The sequence below is a fragment of the Bacteroides sp. AM41-16 genome, assembly GCF_003603495.1.
In the GTDB taxonomy this organism is placed as follows: Bacteria; Bacteroidota; Bacteroidia; order Bacteroidales; family Bacteroidaceae; genus Bacteroides; species Bacteroides uniformis.
The window spans coordinates 13,384-28,950 of the sequence record NZ_QTNE01000022.1 but is presented as its reverse complement, the minus strand read 5'-3'; the positions used below and the strand labels follow the sequence as shown (position 1 = coordinate 28,950).

Sequence of the window (15,567 nt, the reverse complement as noted above, 5' to 3'; positions counted from 1 at the left end):
ATGAGGCCTTATCCCCCTTTTTCGGCCTGCTGTTTACAGATTGCAGAAGAAGGATACGAATACCGGTACACTCATATCAATTAATATTCCGTGGAATATAGCGATAGGAATCACGTCCTTTCCGGAATATTGGGTGATGGAGGGTAGAAGTACATCCATCGAATTGACCCCTGCCGCCGATATGGGTGCCAGTTTGCCGAAATATTTCCGGATGAGCGGTGCACCCAGCAAAGCCATCATTTCACGGAAGATATTGGCAAGCAGGGCGATGGTACCCAGTTCCGTGGCGAGTTGCAGGCCTATGGAAGGTTCCTTGAATTGCGTAATCAGAATGGAGGAAAGCGAATAATAAGCAAATCCGCTACCCACCGCCATGCAGTCGAACACACTCCATTGGCTCAACAGCAGACTGGCGAAGGCAGAGAACAACAGCGTTCCCACAATGGTGGCCATCGGCACCAAAAGCATTTTGGGCCGCAGGCTCTTGACCAGCTCCTTCAGTTTCTTGTTGCTCCCGATGCCGATGCCCACCTGGAACATCAATGCATAGAGCACATACATGGATAAGTCGTGCAGGTCGAACTGAAAATCATTGGCTACTCCCATCAGGCAGCCGGCACAGAAAAATGCAACAACCGTCAAACTTCCCTTCATCTCTTCTCTCCTTTCTTGAAAAATAGGTGAAACACCATCAGTGAGGCCAACATGCTGCCCGTAATGCTCAGTGAGGCCAGTACGGCGGCCTGCCACCCGAATCTTCCCAGGTTGTCAACAATCAGACGGTTGGAACCGATGGATACACCGAGTACAAAGAGTAGCAGTAAGATGGTGAGCGAGGCGCTTTTCTCCACTTTTTGCAACATTTGTACGTTACGCATCAGGTATCCGATACCGATTCCTATAAACATGATGGATATAATTGTAAACATAAGTTTTCTTCTTTTTTGGGTGAATACATAGGTTAGTCCGGTTTCTTCGAACGGAAACTCCATACACGGCATTTCCCCTTCCTTTTCTCGGTAAGGGAAGTGCAAAATAGTAAAATGTAAATTGCAGGGTAGTTAAATGAATCCGCTGAACCAATGTACGTGCACTATGAAATGGCCGCATAAGGTCTTGTTGCCCCATGCAGCATTGCGCGTATTGTATGTTGTAGTTAAGTACTGGTTCATATCGTTTTTGAATTTCGGTGCAAAGGTAATGCTAGTTTGAATAATTTCCAAATAAATATTCATAAATTGTTTTGCGAAAAAAAGACTCTTCAGTGCGTGGCCCCCCCCGTAAAAACATTATTTTTGCAAGAGAATAGAGGAAATACAAGAGCTCCTTTGTTTAGAAATATAGTTTTAAAAAGAGAAGAGATATGAAAAGATTGAGAGATTTAACTGCTGTTCTTGGCATGGTTGCTTTAACTGCTTGCAACAACGCCTCCATTGAAGGCTCCTGGGTGGAGCCGGTTCCGGGAATGCCCGGCATGCAGCAAGGTTTCGTTCTTGATGGGGACGGAAGCGCTTCTTCCATTAACATGGCCACCTTGAAATATGAGGCATGGAAAAAAGTAGGAAACCGGTTGTTGCTTTCAGGTACCAGCATCGGCAATCACCAGGATATTTCCTTCACGGATACGCTGACAATAGAAAAACTGACGCAGGACAGCCTGATTCTCAAAAGAAGAGAGTTGCTCTTGAAATATGCCAGGAACAATGAAGCACTGAATCAAGAAACAATACCTGCCGCGGTGCTTACCCCTGCCAAGAAACTTTTGTCGGTAAAAGGCGAGCTGGTCATCGGCCATGAGGTGCGTTCCTTCAAGGCCGAAGGAGATTCTGCCGATTATTGGATTGTGGATGAGACCGGAGAACTCATGCAAAAATATGATGATATGACGAAAGGAGTTAAAAACGGAAAACCGGTATACGTAGAGTTGGAAGTAATCGATATGGGCAAAGCCGATGACGGATTTGCCGCCGATTATGAAGGTGTCTATCAGATAATGAAAATCAATAAAATGGCTTTAAAATAGAATTCCTCTTTGTTGGTTTCTGACTAAAAGATAAATAATCCCGGCATTCCATTGCGAATGTCGGGATTTATTTCTATATTGCGGCAAATATAACCCTTGTGGGCTGACACTTTGTAAATCCTTAATCTTTATAGGACATGGAGATAACCTTAAGTAAAACATTGCCTTCCTATCCTTCCTTTGTCGAGGGTATCCGGCGGGCACCCGACCGTGGCTACACCCTTACCCCTGCGCAGACGGCTACGGCATTGAAGAACGCTTTGCGCTACATCCCCAAAGAGCTGCACGAAACCCTCGCTCCGGAGTTCATGGAAGAACTGCGTACACGTGGACGTATCTATGGCTACCGCTACCGCCCGCAGGGCGACCTCAAAGCGAAACCCATCGACGAATACAAGGGGAACTGCATTGAAGGCAAGGCATTCCAGGTGATGATTGACAATAATCTTTGTTTCGACATCGCCCTTTATCCGTATGAATTAGTTACCTATGGTGAGACGGGACAGGTCTGCCAGAACTGGATGCAATACCGGCTCATCAAGCAGTACCTCGAAGTGTTGACGCGCGAACAGACACTGGTCATCGAAAGCGGACATCCGTTGGGGCTTTTCAAGTCCAAGCCCGAGGCGCCCCGTGTCATCATTACCAATGCGCTGATGGTGGGGCTCTATGATAATCAGAAGGACTGGCACACCGCTATGCAGATGGGCGTTGCCAACTACGGGCAGATGACTGCCGGCGGCTGGATGTACATCGGTCCGCAGGGCATCGTGCACGGCACGTTCAACACGTTGCTGAATGCAGGCCGTCTGAAACTGGGCATTCCGCAGGACGGCGATTTGCGCGGACGCTTGTTTGTTTCTTCCGGTCTGGGAGGCATGAGCGGTGCGCAGCCCAAAGCTGCCGAGATGGCAGGGGCGGCGGCAATCATTGCCGAGGTGGATGCTTCCCGCATCGAAACCCGCCATACCCAGGGCTGGGTGGGACACGTTACAGATTCTCTGGAAGAAGCCTTTTCGCTGGCTCGACAAGCTATGGACGAGTGTCGCCCGGTTTCTGTGGCCTATCACGGCAATGTCGTCGATTTGCTGGAATATGCGGTGCAGAAGCAGTTGCACATAGATTTACTTTCCGACCAGACTTCCTGCCATGCCATCTATGAGGGCGGTTACTGTCCTGCCGGACTGACGTTTGAGCAGCGTACCCATATGCTGCACGAGAATCCGTCGAAGTTCCGGTGTCTGGTGGATGCTTCCTTGGAGCGTCATTTCAAGGCTATAAAAAGGCTGGTGGAACACGGCGCGTACTTCTTCGATTATGGGAACTCCTTCATGAAAGCCGTCTACGATGCCGGCGTGAGCGAAATTGCTCGGGACGGAGATGATAAGAACGGCTTCATCTTTCCCAGCTATGTGGAAGACATAATGGGACCGGAACTGTTTGATTATGGTTATGGTCCGTTCCGCTGGGTGTGCCTCAGTGGAAAACATGAAGACTTGGTGAAGACCGACCGTGCGGCGATGGAATGTATCGACCCTACACGTCGCGGGCAAGATTTGGATAACTATAATTGGATTCGTGATGCGGAGAAAAACAACTTGGTGGTAGGCACGCAGGCTCGTATTCTTTATCAGGATGCCGTGGGACGTATGAATATAGCTTTGCGCTTCAATGAAATGGTGCGTAAGGGAGAGGTCGGCCCCATTATGTTGGGACGCGACCATCACGATGTCAGCGGTACAGACTCTCCATTCCGTGAAACATCCAATATCAAGGACGGCAGTAATGTCATGGCAGATATGGCGGTGCAGTGTTTTGCTGGAAACTGTGCGCGTGGCATGAGCTTGGTGGCCTTGCACAATGGAGGTGGCGTAGGTATCGGAAAAGCCATCAACGGCGGTTTCGGCATGGTGTGCGACGGTAGTGAGCGGGTAGACGAAATCCTGCGTTCCGCTATGTTGTGGGATGTGATGGGTGGTGTGGCCCGCCGTTCGTGGGCACGCAATCCGCATGCTATGGAGACGAGCGAGGAGTTTAACCGTACGCATGCAGACGGCTATCATATCACGATGCCGTATGTGGCTGATGAGAAGTTGGTGCAGAAAGTGGTGAAGGAGTAAGTAAAGTGATGATTTCATTTTTTAGACGCGGATAACGCGGATTTTTTCTTTCAAAAGAATCCCGACGTCTCTGTATTCCGATAAAAAGAATCCGCGTCATCTGCGTCTGAAAAATCAGAGTATATATATTTTTTTTAAAGAGCATTATGAATAAGATTATGGAATGCGTCCCCAATTTCAGCGAAGGGCGCGATTTGCAGAAGATAGATAAGATAGTAGCTCCTTTTCGGGGCAAACAAGGTGTGAAACTGTTGGATTACAGTAACGATGAAGACCACAACCGCCTTGTGGTGACCGTAGTGGGCGAGCCGGAACCGCTTCGTGATGCTGTGCTCGAAGCTATCGGCGTGGCGGTAGAGCTGATAGACCTCAATCACCATCAGGGACAGCATCCTCGTATGGGTGCTGTAGATGTAGTACCTTTTATCCCCATCCGGAATGTGACGATGGAAGAAGCCGTTGCCCTCTCCAAAGAAGTGGGCAAGGAGGTTGCAAAACGTTACAATCTTCCCGTCTTCTTATATGAAAAGTCTGCTTCTGCCCCTCATCGGGAGAATTTGGCTGCTGTCCGTAAAGGGGAGTTCGAAGGTATGGCCGAGAAGATAAAGCAACCGGAATGGCATCCCGACTTCGGACTGGCCGAACGTCATCCCACCGCAGGCACAGTGGCTATCGGTGCCCGCATGCCTTTGGTGGCCTATAACATCAACCTCAATACCCCCAGTCTGGAGATAGCCCATGACATCGCTAAGAAAATCCGTTTCATCGGCGGAGGACTGCGTTATTGCAAGGCAATGGGAGTGGAGTTGAAGGACCGCGGCATCACGCAGGTATCCATCAACATGACGGACTATACCCGCACCGCCCTCTACCGTGCCTTCGAGCTGGTGCGTGTGGAAGCCCGCCGCTACGGCGTCAGCATTGTGGGCAGTGAGATTATCGGTCTGGTGCCGATGGAGGCCTTGATAGATACAGCGTCCTACTATCTGGGATTGGAGAACTTCTCCATGGAGCAAGTCTTAGAAGCACGAATGTAACCGAATTAAATAGTACTAACTTAATTCCCCTCCCTACGGGGGAGGGGTTAGGAGAGAGGCTTTATGACAGAAAACCTTATTATATTCAATACCCGTGTAGTGACCCCCCTCGGCTTTTCTGCCCGTTGCGGCAAGGAGATGGAGCAACTGAGCATCATCGACAATGCTACGGTGGAAGTGACCGATGGCATCATCACCTACGTCGGACCTAACCGTGGAGAGGAGCGTGACGGCTATTATCAGCACTACTGGCATTACAATGCCCGCGGCAAGTGTCTGCTACCCGGCTTTGTGGACTCACACACACATTTTGTGTTTGGTGGCGAGCGTGCCGAGGAGTTCTCCTGGCGTTTGAAGGGAGAGAGTTACATGTCCATCATGGAACGTGGAGGAGGCATCGTGAGTACGGTGAAAGCTACCCGTGCATGCAATTTCATCCAGCTGCGCAGCAAGGCGGAGGGCTTTCTGAAGCAGATGAGTGCTATGGGAGTGACTACCGTAGAGGGAAAGAGCGGCTACGGTCTGGACAAGGAAACCGAGCTCCTGCAGCTTCGGGTGATGCGTAGCCTTAATAATGACGAGCACAAGCGTGTAGACGTTGTCTCCACTTTTCTCGGTGCACATGCTGTGCCTGCAGAATACAACGGACAGACGGACGAGTACGTGGACTACATTATCCGCGAAGTGATGCCCGTAGTGGTTCATAATAATTTGGCAGAGTTCTGCGATGTCTTCTGTGAGCAGGGCGTTTTCTCCATCGAGCAGTCCCGTCGCCTTTTGCTGGCAGCCAAGGAAATGGGACTTGCCTTGAAACTCCATGCCGACGAGATTGTACCATTAGGGGGTGCCGGACTGGCTGCTGAACTTTCTGCCGTCTCTGCCGACCATCTGCTGCATGCTTCGGATGCGGACATCCACGCCATGGCCGACAAGGGAGTTGTGGCGACCCTTCTTCCGCTGACAGCCTTTGCTTTGAAGGAACCCTATGCTCGTGGGCGCGAAATGATTGATGCTGGTTGTGCCGTGGCCCTTGCCACCGACCTCAATCCGGGCAGTTGTTTCTCCGGTTCCATCCCCCTGACATTTGCCTTGGCGTGCATTTATATGAAAATGAGTATTGAAGAGGCCATCACTGCTCTGACCTTGAACGGTGCGGCCGCTCTGAACCGTGCGGACAGCATTGGTAGTATCGAGGTGGGTAAGAAAGGAAACTTCGTAGTGCTCAATACGGATAATTATCACTTTTTACCTTATTATGTAGGTATGAATTGTGTCAATACCACCATAAAGGGGGGAGTGCTTTATCCTGTACTTTAAGAAGTGCTGATATCCCCTCTTAATCCTTAATCTTTAATATTTAATATCATGTTAGTTGATTTGACAGTAAAGGAATTTTTGAATAAAGTGGCGGGTAGCGATCCCGTCCCCGGTGGCGGTAGTATTGCCGCTTTGAACGGTGCTATTGCTTCTGCTCTTGCCGCTATGGTTGCTAACCTCACCATCGGTAAGAAAGGTTATGAACTTCACGAAGAGCTGATGCGCCATATCTCCGGAGTTGCCTTGCAGCAAAAGGGGGCTTTTGTAGAAGATATAGACCGCGACTCTGAAGCCTACGACAAGGTGTTTGCCTGCTTCAAGATGCCGAAAGCTACGGATGAGGAAAAGGCGGCGCGCAGTACTGCCATCCAGGAGGCTACCAAGTTTGCCGCCCTTGTTCCCATGCAGGTGGCACGCAATGCGTATGAGCTGATGACGGTTATCATGGATGTAGCTCGCCTGGGCAACCGCAATGCCGTTACGGATGCTTGTGTGGCCATGATGTCTGCCCGTTCGGCTGTGCTGGGCGCACTGATGAATGTACGCATCAACCTGGGTTCGCTGAAGGACAAGGAGTTTGTGTCCAAGCTCCAAAGTGAAGCCGACGAATTGGAACACTTGGCTTGTGCGAAAGAAAAGGAATTGTTGGACGAAATCAATCAAGAGCTGAAAGTATGAAGAATGTCTATTATGTAGGTTCCGGTGAGTTGACCTTCGACCTCATCGAACGTATCATCAATGAAAATCTGAAACTGGAGCTGGCTCCGGAAGCCAAGCTGCGGATACAGAAGTGCCGCGATTATCTGGACAAGAAGATTGCGGAGTCGGAAGAACCCTTGTATGGCATTACCACCGGTTTCGGCTCGTTGTGCAGTAAGAGCATTTCGTCGGACGAGCTGGGCACCTTGCAGGAAAATCTCATCAAGAGCCATGCTTGCAGTGTGGGCGAGGAGATACGCCCGGTCATCATCAAACTGATGATGTTGCTCAAGGCGCATGCTCTCTCTTTGGGGCATAGCGGTGTGCAGGTCATCACCGTGCAGCGCATCCTCGATTTCTTCAATAACGACGTGATGCCTATCGTTTATGACCGTGGCTCACTGGGCGCCTCCGGCGACCTGGCTCCTCTGGCCAACCTCTTCCTGCCGCTTATCGGTGTGGGCGATGTCTATTATAAAGGAAAGAAGCGCGAGGCTATCAGTGTGCTCGACGAGTTCGGTTGGGAACCGGTGAAGCTGATGAGTAAAGAGGGATTGGCATTACTCAACGGCACCCAGTTTATGAGTGCCAACGGTGTCTTTGCCCTTCTCAAAGCCTTCCGTCTCTCCAAGAAAGCCGACTTGATTGCCGCCCTTTCTCTGGAAGCTTTCGACGGGCGTATAGACCCGTTTATGAACTGTATCCAGCAGATCCGTCCACACAAGGGCCAGATAGAAACGGGTGCCAACTTCCGCAAACTATTGGAAGGCAGCGAACTGATAGCCCGTCCCAAGCAGCATGTACAAGACCCTTATTCGTTCCGTTGCATCCCTCAGGTGCATGGGGCCACGAAAGACGCCATCCGTTACGTGGCTTCCGTCCTGCTGACGGAAATCAATTCTGTGACGGACAATCCCACCATCTTCCCCGATGAGGACCGTATCATCTCGGGCGGTAACTTCCACGGCCAGCCGCTTGCCATTTCCTACGACTTTCTCGGCATTGCCCTGGCAGAGTTGGGCAATATATCCGAGCGGCGCATCGCCCAGCTTATCATGGGGCTGCGTGGACTTCCGGAATTCCTTGTGGCCAATCCCGGTCTGAACTCCGGTTTCATGATTCCGCAATATGCTGCCGCGTCTATGGTAAGCCAGAATAAGATGTACTGCTATGCCGCCAGCAGCGACTCCATCGTTTCCTCCAACGGGCAGGAAGACCATGTCAGCATGGGTGCCAATGCAGCTACTAAGCTTTATCGCATTATGGACAATCTGGAGCATATCCTTGCCATCGAACTGATGAATGCCGCTCAAGGCATCGACTTCCGCCGTCCGGCAAAGACTTCTCCCGTTCTGGAGCGTTTCCTGCACGAATATCGCAAGGAAGTCCCTTTTGTGAAGGAAGACATCGTGATGTATAAGGAAATCCATAAGACAGTCGCTTTCCTCAACCGGACAAAGTTTGATTATTAGGAACTTCCCAATAAATCTGCCAGAAACATAATAATTATTAATCTGTTAACAATAAGAAAGGAAACTTAATTGGCGAATTGAGTTTTCTTTCTATATTTGTCCCGTTTTATTCCGATAATGAATAAAAATAGTTTTAGTTTAGAAAGGGAAGAAAAATGGGCGAACACACGAAGCATTCAACATCACGGGTGGAACTGAGGGAACGTATCATTCTGGCCGCCGTAGAATTATTTACAACAAATGGAATAAAAAGTATCACGATGGATGAGATTGCCGCATCTTTGGGTATCTCTAAGCGCACTCTCTACGAAGTTTTTCCGGACAAGGAAACCTTGTTGGAAGAATGTATCCTGAAGTCCCAGAAGGATGGTGATATTTTTGTGAAAGGAGTAATAGAGACTTCCAGTAACGTATTGGAAGTTTTGTTGAGATGTTATCAGTGGAGCATAGAGCGTTTTCATGCCACGAACAAGAAGTTTTTCGAGGATATCAAGAAATATCCCAAGGCTTATCAGTTGATGAAGAACAATCGGAACCGGAGCTCGGAAGATACAGTGAACTTCTTCAAAGAGGGCGTGAAGCAAGGCATTTTTCGTGATGATGTGAATTTCGCCATTATCAATCTGCTCGTGCGCGACCAGCTCGATTTGCTGATGAATTCGGACATCTGCAATGAGTATTCTTTCCTTGAAGTGTACGAATCTATCATGTTCACTTTCTTGCGCGGTATCTCTACGGAGAAGGGTGCCCGTGTCCTGGAGGACTTTATCTGCGAATATCGCAAGAATCAAGTAAAGCCGGATGAAACGAAGGAGTAGTTTTAATAAATAATCTATTTTTGATTTATGAAGATGCAGAGATTTTGGGTAGGAAGAGCACTACTGTTGGCAGTTGCTGTGCTGTATGCCGGCGGCTATGTGCGCGCACAAGAGGCAAAGGATACCCTGACCCTGACCCTTGACCGTGCCTTGGAGATTGCTTTAAGCGACAATCCTACCATAAAGGTGGCGGAGGAAGAAATTGCTTTGAAGAAAGTGACTCACAAGGAAACCTGGCAGAACTTGCTTCCGCAGGCAAGCATTGACGGTACGTGGAATCATACCATCAGTGCGGCACAGATGAATCTTGGTGGACAGTCGTTCAAGATGGGTATGGACAATTCGAATACGGTAAGCGGGGTGCTGAATATCAGTTTGCCCATATTCGCCCCTAGCGTATATAAGGCCATGTCGATGACGAAGACAGACATTGAACTGGCTGTGGAAAAGTCACGGGCTTCTAAGCTGGACTTGGTGAACCAGGTAACTAAGGGTTACTATCAGCTGATGCTGACGCAAGACTCCTACGATGTGTTGCAGAAGAGCTATAAGCTGGCGGAAGACAACTACAACATTGTCAATGCCAAGTATCAGCAGGGTGCCGTCAGTGAGTTCGATAAAATCAGTGCCGAGGTGCAGATGCGCAGCATTAAGCCGAATGTGATTTCGGCGGGTAATGCCGTGACGTTGTCCAAGTTGCAGTTGAAGGTACTGATGGGGGTAACGGCCGATGTGGATATAGAGATTGCCGACAATCTCGGCAACTATGAGACGGAGCTGTTTGCCAATGAACTGAATCAGCCCGCTGCCAATCTGAACAATAATACGACGATGAAGCAGTTGGACTTGAACCGGAAGATGCTCAATCAGAACATCAAGTCACTCCGTGCCAACTTCATGCCTACTTTGGGTATGAACTATTCTTACCAGTACCAGTCACTCTACAACGAGGATTGGAACATCCTCGATTATAATTGGAGCGGAAGTTCCGCACTGATGTTTACGCTGAGTATTCCTTTGTATAAGGCAAGCAATTTCACCAAGCTCAAGTCCAACCGTATTCAGATACGTCAGTTGGAGCAGAACCGTCTGGACACAGAGCGAAAGCTGAACATGCAGATTACCAGCTACCAGAACAACATGGCTGCCAGTTCTGAGCAGGTTGTCAGCAACCGCGAGAATGTGATGCAGGCACAGAAAGCTGTGCAGATTGCCGGTAAACGCTATGAGGTAGGTAAAGGTACGGTGTTGGAACTGAACACATCACAAGTGCAGCTTACGGAGGCTGAACTGACTTACAATCAGTCCATCTATGATTATCTGGTAGCGAAGGCTGACCTTGACCAAGTGCTGGGAAAGGATTATATTGCAGAGAACGAAGAATGAAGAACTAAGAATGAAGAATAGAAATAAGAACAACGATATGAAAAAAGGTTTTCAATGGATGGCCCTGCTGGTTGTTGCCATGTTGGGGGCATGTAGCGGAGGTAGTGATAAAGCTGCTGCTGAGAAGGTGGACGAGAAGCCGAGGGTGAAACTGGCCGAGGTGTCGTCCCGTCCCGTGGAACAGATTCAGGAATACACCGCTACGGTGGAAGCCGAAGTAAAAAACAATATTGCTCCCTCTTCTCCGGTGCGTATAGACCGCATCTTTGTGGAGGTGGGCGACCGCGTGTCGAAAGGCCAGAAGCTGGTCAGCATGGATGCTGCCAATCTGAAGCAGATAAAATATCAGTTGGACAACCAGCAGATAGAGTTCAAGCGTATTGACGAGTTGTATAAGGTAGGCGGTGCCTCCAAGTCGGAGTGGGATACCGCCAAGATGAATCTCGACATCCGTGAGACTTCCTATAAGAATCTCTTGGAGAACACCTCGTTGCTCAGTCCCATTAACGGGGTGGTGACGGCACGCAATTACGATAACGGAGATATGTATAGCGGTGGAGAACCGGTACTGGTAGTGGAGCAAATCACTCCGGTAAAACTATACATCAACGTATCCGAAGGCTACTTTACCAAAGTGAAGAAGGGCGCTCCCGTATCCGTGAAAGTAGATGTCTATGGTGACGAGGAGTTCGAAGGCAAAATCAGCCTTGTTTATCCTACCATCGACCCGGCTACCCGTACTTTCCCGGTAGAGATACAGCTTGTCAACCGTGATCAGCGCGTACGTCCGGGAATGTTTGCCCGCGCCACGCTGAACTTCGGAACACAGGACCACGTGGTTGTTCCCGACCTGGCCATTGTGAAGCGTGCCGGTTCAGGCGACCGCTATGTCTATGTCTACAAGAACGGCAAGGTGTCTTATAATAAGGTAGAGCTTGGCCGTCGTATGGATACGGAGTATGAGTTGATTTCCGGTGTAGACAATAACTCTCAAGTTGTTATTGCTGGGCAGTCTAAATTAGCCGATGGTGTGGAAGTCGAGGTAGAAAAATAATATGGTAATGTGGTAATGTGATAATATGCTAATGTGCCGATGTAGCTACATTGCGCAGCCAATTAGCATATTAGCACATTGGCAAATTAAAGAATTAATCTTATGAGTTTATACGAAGGAGCGGTTAAGAAACCGATTATGACCTCGCTCTGCTTCCTGGCAGTGGCTATATTTGGTCTGTTCTCTCTGTCGAAATTGCCGGTAGACCTTTATCCGGACATCGAGACCAACACCATTATGGTGATGACGACCTATCAGGGTGCCAGTGCCTCGGACATCGAGAATAACGTGACCCGTCCGTTGGAAAACGTGCTGAATTCGGTCAGCAACTTGAAGCATATCACTTCCCGTTCGTCGGAGAATATTTCCGTGATTACGCTGGAGTTTGAGTATGGATATGACATAGACGTGCTGACGAACGACGTGCGTGATAAACTGGACATGGTGAGCTCCATGCTGCCCGATGAGGTCGAAACTCCCATCATCTTCAAGTTCAGTACGGACATGATTCCTATCCTGCTGCTCTCCGTGCAGGCAGAGGAGAGCCAGCCGGCTCTTTACAAAATATTGGATGACAACGTGGCGAATCCCTTGGCGCGTGTGCCCGGTGTGGGTACGGTGTCCATTTCGGGTGCCCCCAAGCGTGAGGTCAATGTATATTGCGACCCCAATAAACTGGATGCCTACAACCTTTCTGTAGAAACTATCAGCTCTATTATCAGTGCCGAAAACCGGAATACGCCGGGCGGTACGTTTGATGTAGGTAGCAATACCTATTCGCTGCGTGTGGAAGGTGAGTTCAAGGATCCCAAAGAGATGGAGAACATCGTGGTAGGTACGCACAACGGTGCTTCCGTCTATCTGCGCGATGTGGCAAAAGTTGTGGACTCTGTGGAGGAACGTGCACAGAAGACGTATAGCAACGGTGTGCAGGGCGCTATGATTGTGGTGCAGAAACAATCGGGTGCCAATTCTGTAGCTATTTCGCAGAAGGTAATTGATATGTTGCCGCAGTTGCAGAAGTCACTGCCGAGCGATGTGAAGCTGGGGATCATTGTCAATACTTCCGATAACATCTTGAATACAATAGACAGCTTGGAGGAAACCATTATGTACGCTATGCTGTTCGTTATCTTGGTGGTGTTCGTTTTTTTGGGGCGTTGGCGTGCCACGGTCATTATTTGTATCACCATACCGATGTCACTGGTTGCCTCGTTCATCTATCTGGGTATCATCGACGGCGGTTCACTGAATATCATCTCGCTCTCTTGTCTCTCTATTGCTATTGGTAACGTGGTGGACGACGCCATTGTGGTACTCGAGAATGTAACGACCCATATTGAACGGGGTTCCGAACCGAAGCAGGCAGCGATACATGCCACGAACGAGGTGGCCATCTCCGTAATTGCATCTACGCTGACTATGATTGCGGTATTCTTCCCATTGACGATGGTAAGTGGTATGTCCGGTGTGTTATTCCGTCAGTTGGGATGGATGATGTGTGTGATTATGACGGTTTCCACAGTTTCAGCCTTGTCATTCACCCCGATGATGTGTGCGCAGCTTCTGCGTTTGCAGAAAAAGCAGAGTAAGATGTTCCTTACGCTCTATACGCCGATTCAGCGTGCGCTGGACGGTCTTGACGTGTGGTATCAGAACCGGTTGAACTGGGCTGTGCGCCATCGTCTGACGGTTATGGCAGGCTGTGCCGCATTCTTTGTGGCAAGTCTGTTCTGTGCCAAGTACATCGGTACCGAGTTCTTCCCGGCAGCAGACAATAGCCGCATCGGTATCAACCTTCAGTTGCCCATCGGGGCCCGTGTGGAGCGTGCGGAAGCATTGGCTTCGGAACTGACAAACAAGTGGATGACGCGCTACGGAGATATGATGAAAGTTTGCAACTACACTGTGGGGCAGGCGGACTCTGACAATACGTTTGCTTCCATGCAGGACAACGGTAGTCATATCATTAGTTTCAATATCAGTCTGGTGAGTCCGGGAGACCGTGACGTGACACTGGAAACCGTTTGCGACGAAATGCGTGAGGACTTGAAGGGGTATCCCGAATTGGACAAGGCGCAGGTTATTCTGGGCGGTAGCACAGGCGGCATGAGCGCCCAGGCAAGTGCCGACTTTGAGGTTTATGGTTACGACTTCACCGCTACGGACAAAGTGTCAGCCGAACTGAAAGAGAAATTGTTGCAGGTGAAAGGTGTGAGTGAAGTGAACATCAGCCGTCAGGATTATCAGCCCGAATATCAGGTGGACTTTGACCGTGAGAAGCTGGCATTGCATGGCTTGAATCTTTCTACTGCCTCCAACTATCTGCGTAATCGTGTAAATGGTGCTTTGGCATCTTATTATCGCGAAGATGGTGACGAGTACGACATCCGTGTGCGTTACGCTCCCGAATTCCGTACAAAGATTGAAGATTTGGAGAACATCCTTATTTATACGCCTTCCGGTGAGGGTATCCGCGTGAAAGACCTCGGCAAAGTAGTCGAGCGTTCTGCTCCTCCTACCATCGAACGTAAAGACCGTGAGCGTATTGTTACTGTATCTGCGGTTATTTCGGGAGCACCTTTGGGCGATGTGGTGGCCGATGGTAATGCTATAATTGATAAGATGGACCTACCAAGTGGTGTTTCTATCCAGATTTCGGGTTCGTATGAGGACCAACAGGATTCATTCTCCGACTTGGGAACGCTGGCTGTATTGATTGTTATTCTCGTATTCATTGTGATGGCAGCTCAGTTTGAGTCTTTGAGCTATCCGTTCATCATCATGTTTTCCATTCCATTTGCATTCAGCGGTGTGTTGATGGCATTATTCTTTACGGGAACCAATTTGAATGTGATGTCGCTTTTGGGTGGAATCATGTTGATTGGTATTGTGGTGAAGAACGGTATCGTACTCATCGACTACATCACGCTTTGCCGCGAACGTGGTCAAGCGGTGCTTCACTCTGTAGTCACGGCAGGCCGCAGCCGTTTGCGTCCGGTATTGATGACTACGCTGACCACTATCCTCGGTATGGTGCCGATGGCTGTAGGGCAGGGTGAAGGTGCCGAGATGTGGCGTCCGTTGGGTGTTGCCGTAATTGGCGGTCTGACGGTATCTACCATTCTGACATTGATTCTTGTCCCCGTACTCTATTGCTCGTTTGCAGGTGTTGGTATCCGCCGCACGCGTAAGAAGATTAAGAAAGACCGTGAGCTGAATGATTATTACCAGTTGCATAAGGAGAAGATGACGAAACCACGTAAACAATGATTAATCATTATCCGTTAATCATTAAACATTAATCACTAAACATTATATAGCGTGAAATCAGTATTTATAACATTCGACCAAGCGTTCTTTGAACGTATCATGGCATTGCTTGACCGCCACAACTGCCGCGGCTTCAGCTATTGGCAGCAAGTACAGGGGCGTGGCAGTAAGACGGGGGAACCGCACTATGGCAGCCATGCCTGGCCCAGTATGTGTTCCGCCATCATCACTATCATAGATGAGGCTAAGGTGGCTCCGTTGCTCGAAGCGCTCCACCGGATGGACAAGGAGACCGAGCAACTCGGACTCCGTGCTTTTGTTTGGAATATCGAACAGACCATTTAATCGGGTCTGCTCTGTCTATAACC

General features: G+C 49.3%; 13 protein-coding genes. 11 read left to right on the top strand and 2 right to left on the bottom strand.

The window, feature by feature from the left end; all coding sequences use genetic code 11:
- Nucleotides 1–33: 33 nt before the first annotated feature.
- Together DW896_RS17145 and DW896_RS17140 are read right to left on the bottom strand one after the other, a co-directional pair.
- Nucleotides 34–654, bottom strand: a complete 621-nt coding sequence (locus DW896_RS17145) for a lysine exporter LysO family protein (RefSeq protein WP_005825665.1) — start codon at nucleotides 652–654, stop codon at nucleotides 34–36.
- On the bottom strand, nucleotides 651–929 hold the full coding sequence (locus DW896_RS17140; protein ID WP_005825664.1) for a LysO family transporter: 279 nt from the start codon (nucleotides 927–929) through the stop codon (nucleotides 651–653). Before DW896_RS17140 ends, DW896_RS17145 begins: the two co-directional genes overlap by 4 nt.
- A gap of 434 nt (nucleotides 930–1,363) precedes the next feature.
- On the opposite strand from DW896_RS17140, the gene DW896_RS17130 reads away from it, so the two are divergent.
- The 11 genes from DW896_RS17130 (at nucleotide 1,364) to DW896_RS17080 (ending at nucleotide 15,544) form a co-directional block, all read left to right on the top strand.
- Nucleotides 1,364–2,023, top strand: coding sequence for a lipocalin family protein (locus tag DW896_RS17130; RefSeq protein ID WP_119993582.1), 660 nt, complete (start codon nucleotides 1,364–1,366; stop codon nucleotides 2,021–2,023).
- Nucleotides 2,024–2,160: 137 nt separating this feature from the next.
- Entirely contained in the window at nucleotides 2,161–4,143 is a 1,983-nt protein-coding gene (locus DW896_RS17125) for a urocanate hydratase (RefSeq protein WP_117887832.1), read from the top strand.
- 146 nt (nucleotides 4,144–4,289) lie between these two features.
- The gene (gene ftcD / locus DW896_RS17120) at nucleotides 4,290–5,180 is read left to right on the top strand and encodes a glutamate formimidoyltransferase (RefSeq protein WP_005833514.1); all 891 of its coding nucleotides are present in this window, start codon (nucleotides 4,290–4,292) and stop codon (nucleotides 5,178–5,180) included.
- Nucleotides 5,181–5,243: 63 nt separating this feature from the next.
- A complete protein-coding gene (gene hutI / locus DW896_RS17115) occupies nucleotides 5,244–6,497 on the top strand; it encodes an imidazolonepropionase (RefSeq protein ID WP_118275110.1) in 1,254 nt (417 codons plus the stop codon).
- 48 nt (nucleotides 6,498–6,545) lie between these two features.
- Nucleotides 6,546–7,175, top strand: coding sequence for a cyclodeaminase/cyclohydrolase family protein (locus DW896_RS17110; protein ID WP_118275108.1), 630 nt, complete (start codon nucleotides 6,546–6,548; stop codon nucleotides 7,173–7,175).
- On the top strand, nucleotides 7,172–8,668 hold the full coding sequence (hutH, locus tag DW896_RS17105; RefSeq protein WP_118275106.1) for a histidine ammonia-lyase: 1,497 nt from the start codon (nucleotides 7,172–7,174) through the stop codon (nucleotides 8,666–8,668). Before DW896_RS17110 ends, hutH begins: the two co-directional genes overlap by 4 nt.
- 155 nt (nucleotides 8,669–8,823) lie before the next feature.
- The gene (locus tag DW896_RS17100) at nucleotides 8,824–9,486 is read left to right on the top strand and encodes a TetR/AcrR family transcriptional regulator (protein ID WP_005825647.1); all 663 of its coding nucleotides are present in this window, start codon (nucleotides 8,824–8,826) and stop codon (nucleotides 9,484–9,486) included.
- 27 nt (nucleotides 9,487–9,513) lie between these two features.
- The gene (locus DW896_RS17095) at nucleotides 9,514–10,872 is read left to right on the top strand and encodes a TolC family protein (protein ID WP_005825645.1); all 1,359 of its coding nucleotides are present in this window, start codon (nucleotides 9,514–9,516) and stop codon (nucleotides 10,870–10,872) included.
- A 37-nt stretch (nucleotides 10,873–10,909) separates the two neighbouring features.
- Nucleotides 10,910–11,926, top strand: coding sequence for an efflux RND transporter periplasmic adaptor subunit (locus tag DW896_RS17090; RefSeq protein WP_022400662.1), 1,017 nt, complete (start codon nucleotides 10,910–10,912; stop codon nucleotides 11,924–11,926).
- A gap of 102 nt (nucleotides 11,927–12,028) precedes the next feature.
- Nucleotides 12,029–15,199 carry an efflux RND transporter permease subunit gene (locus DW896_RS17085; protein ID WP_005825640.1) on the top strand — a complete coding sequence of 1,057 codons (3,171 nt, stop codon included), beginning with the start codon at nucleotides 12,029–12,031 and terminating at the stop codon, nucleotides 15,197–15,199.
- 51 nt (nucleotides 15,200–15,250) lie between these two features.
- Nucleotides 15,251–15,544, top strand: a complete 294-nt coding sequence (locus tag DW896_RS17080) for a PG0541 family transporter-associated protein (protein WP_005825638.1) — start codon at nucleotides 15,251–15,253, stop codon at nucleotides 15,542–15,544.
- The last annotated feature ends 23 nt before the right edge of the window (nucleotides 15,545–15,567 follow it).

What these genes read in the sequence shown, in the direction of transcription:
- DW896_RS17145 (WP_005825665.1), bottom strand. Translation starts at nt 654, where the DNA reads ATGAAGGGAAGTTTGACGGTTGTTGCATTTTTCTGTGCCGGCTGCCTG.
- DW896_RS17140 (WP_005825664.1), bottom strand. Translation starts at nt 929, where the DNA reads ATGTTTACAATTATATCCATCATGTTTATAGGAATCGGTATCGGATAC.
- DW896_RS17130 (WP_119993582.1), top strand. Translation starts at nt 1,364, where the DNA reads ATGAAAAGATTGAGAGATTTAACTGCTGTTCTTGGCATGGTTGCTTTA.
- DW896_RS17125 (WP_117887832.1), top strand. Translation starts at nt 2,161, where the DNA reads ATGGAGATAACCTTAAGTAAAACATTGCCTTCCTATCCTTCCTTTGTC.
- ftcD (WP_005833514.1), top strand. Translation starts at nt 4,290, where the DNA reads ATGAATAAGATTATGGAATGCGTCCCCAATTTCAGCGAAGGGCGCGAT.
- hutI (WP_118275110.1), top strand. Translation starts at nt 5,244, where the DNA reads ATGACAGAAAACCTTATTATATTCAATACCCGTGTAGTGACCCCCCTC.
- DW896_RS17110 (WP_118275108.1), top strand. Translation starts at nt 6,546, where the DNA reads ATGTTAGTTGATTTGACAGTAAAGGAATTTTTGAATAAAGTGGCGGGT.
- hutH (WP_118275106.1), top strand. Translation starts at nt 7,172, where the DNA reads ATGAAGAATGTCTATTATGTAGGTTCCGGTGAGTTGACCTTCGACCTC.
- DW896_RS17100 (WP_005825647.1), top strand. Translation starts at nt 8,824, where the DNA reads ATGGGCGAACACACGAAGCATTCAACATCACGGGTGGAACTGAGGGAA.
- DW896_RS17095 (WP_005825645.1), top strand. Translation starts at nt 9,514, where the DNA reads ATGAAGATGCAGAGATTTTGGGTAGGAAGAGCACTACTGTTGGCAGTT.
- DW896_RS17090 (WP_022400662.1), top strand. Translation starts at nt 10,910, where the DNA reads ATGAAAAAAGGTTTTCAATGGATGGCCCTGCTGGTTGTTGCCATGTTG.
- DW896_RS17085 (WP_005825640.1), top strand. Translation starts at nt 12,029, where the DNA reads ATGAGTTTATACGAAGGAGCGGTTAAGAAACCGATTATGACCTCGCTC.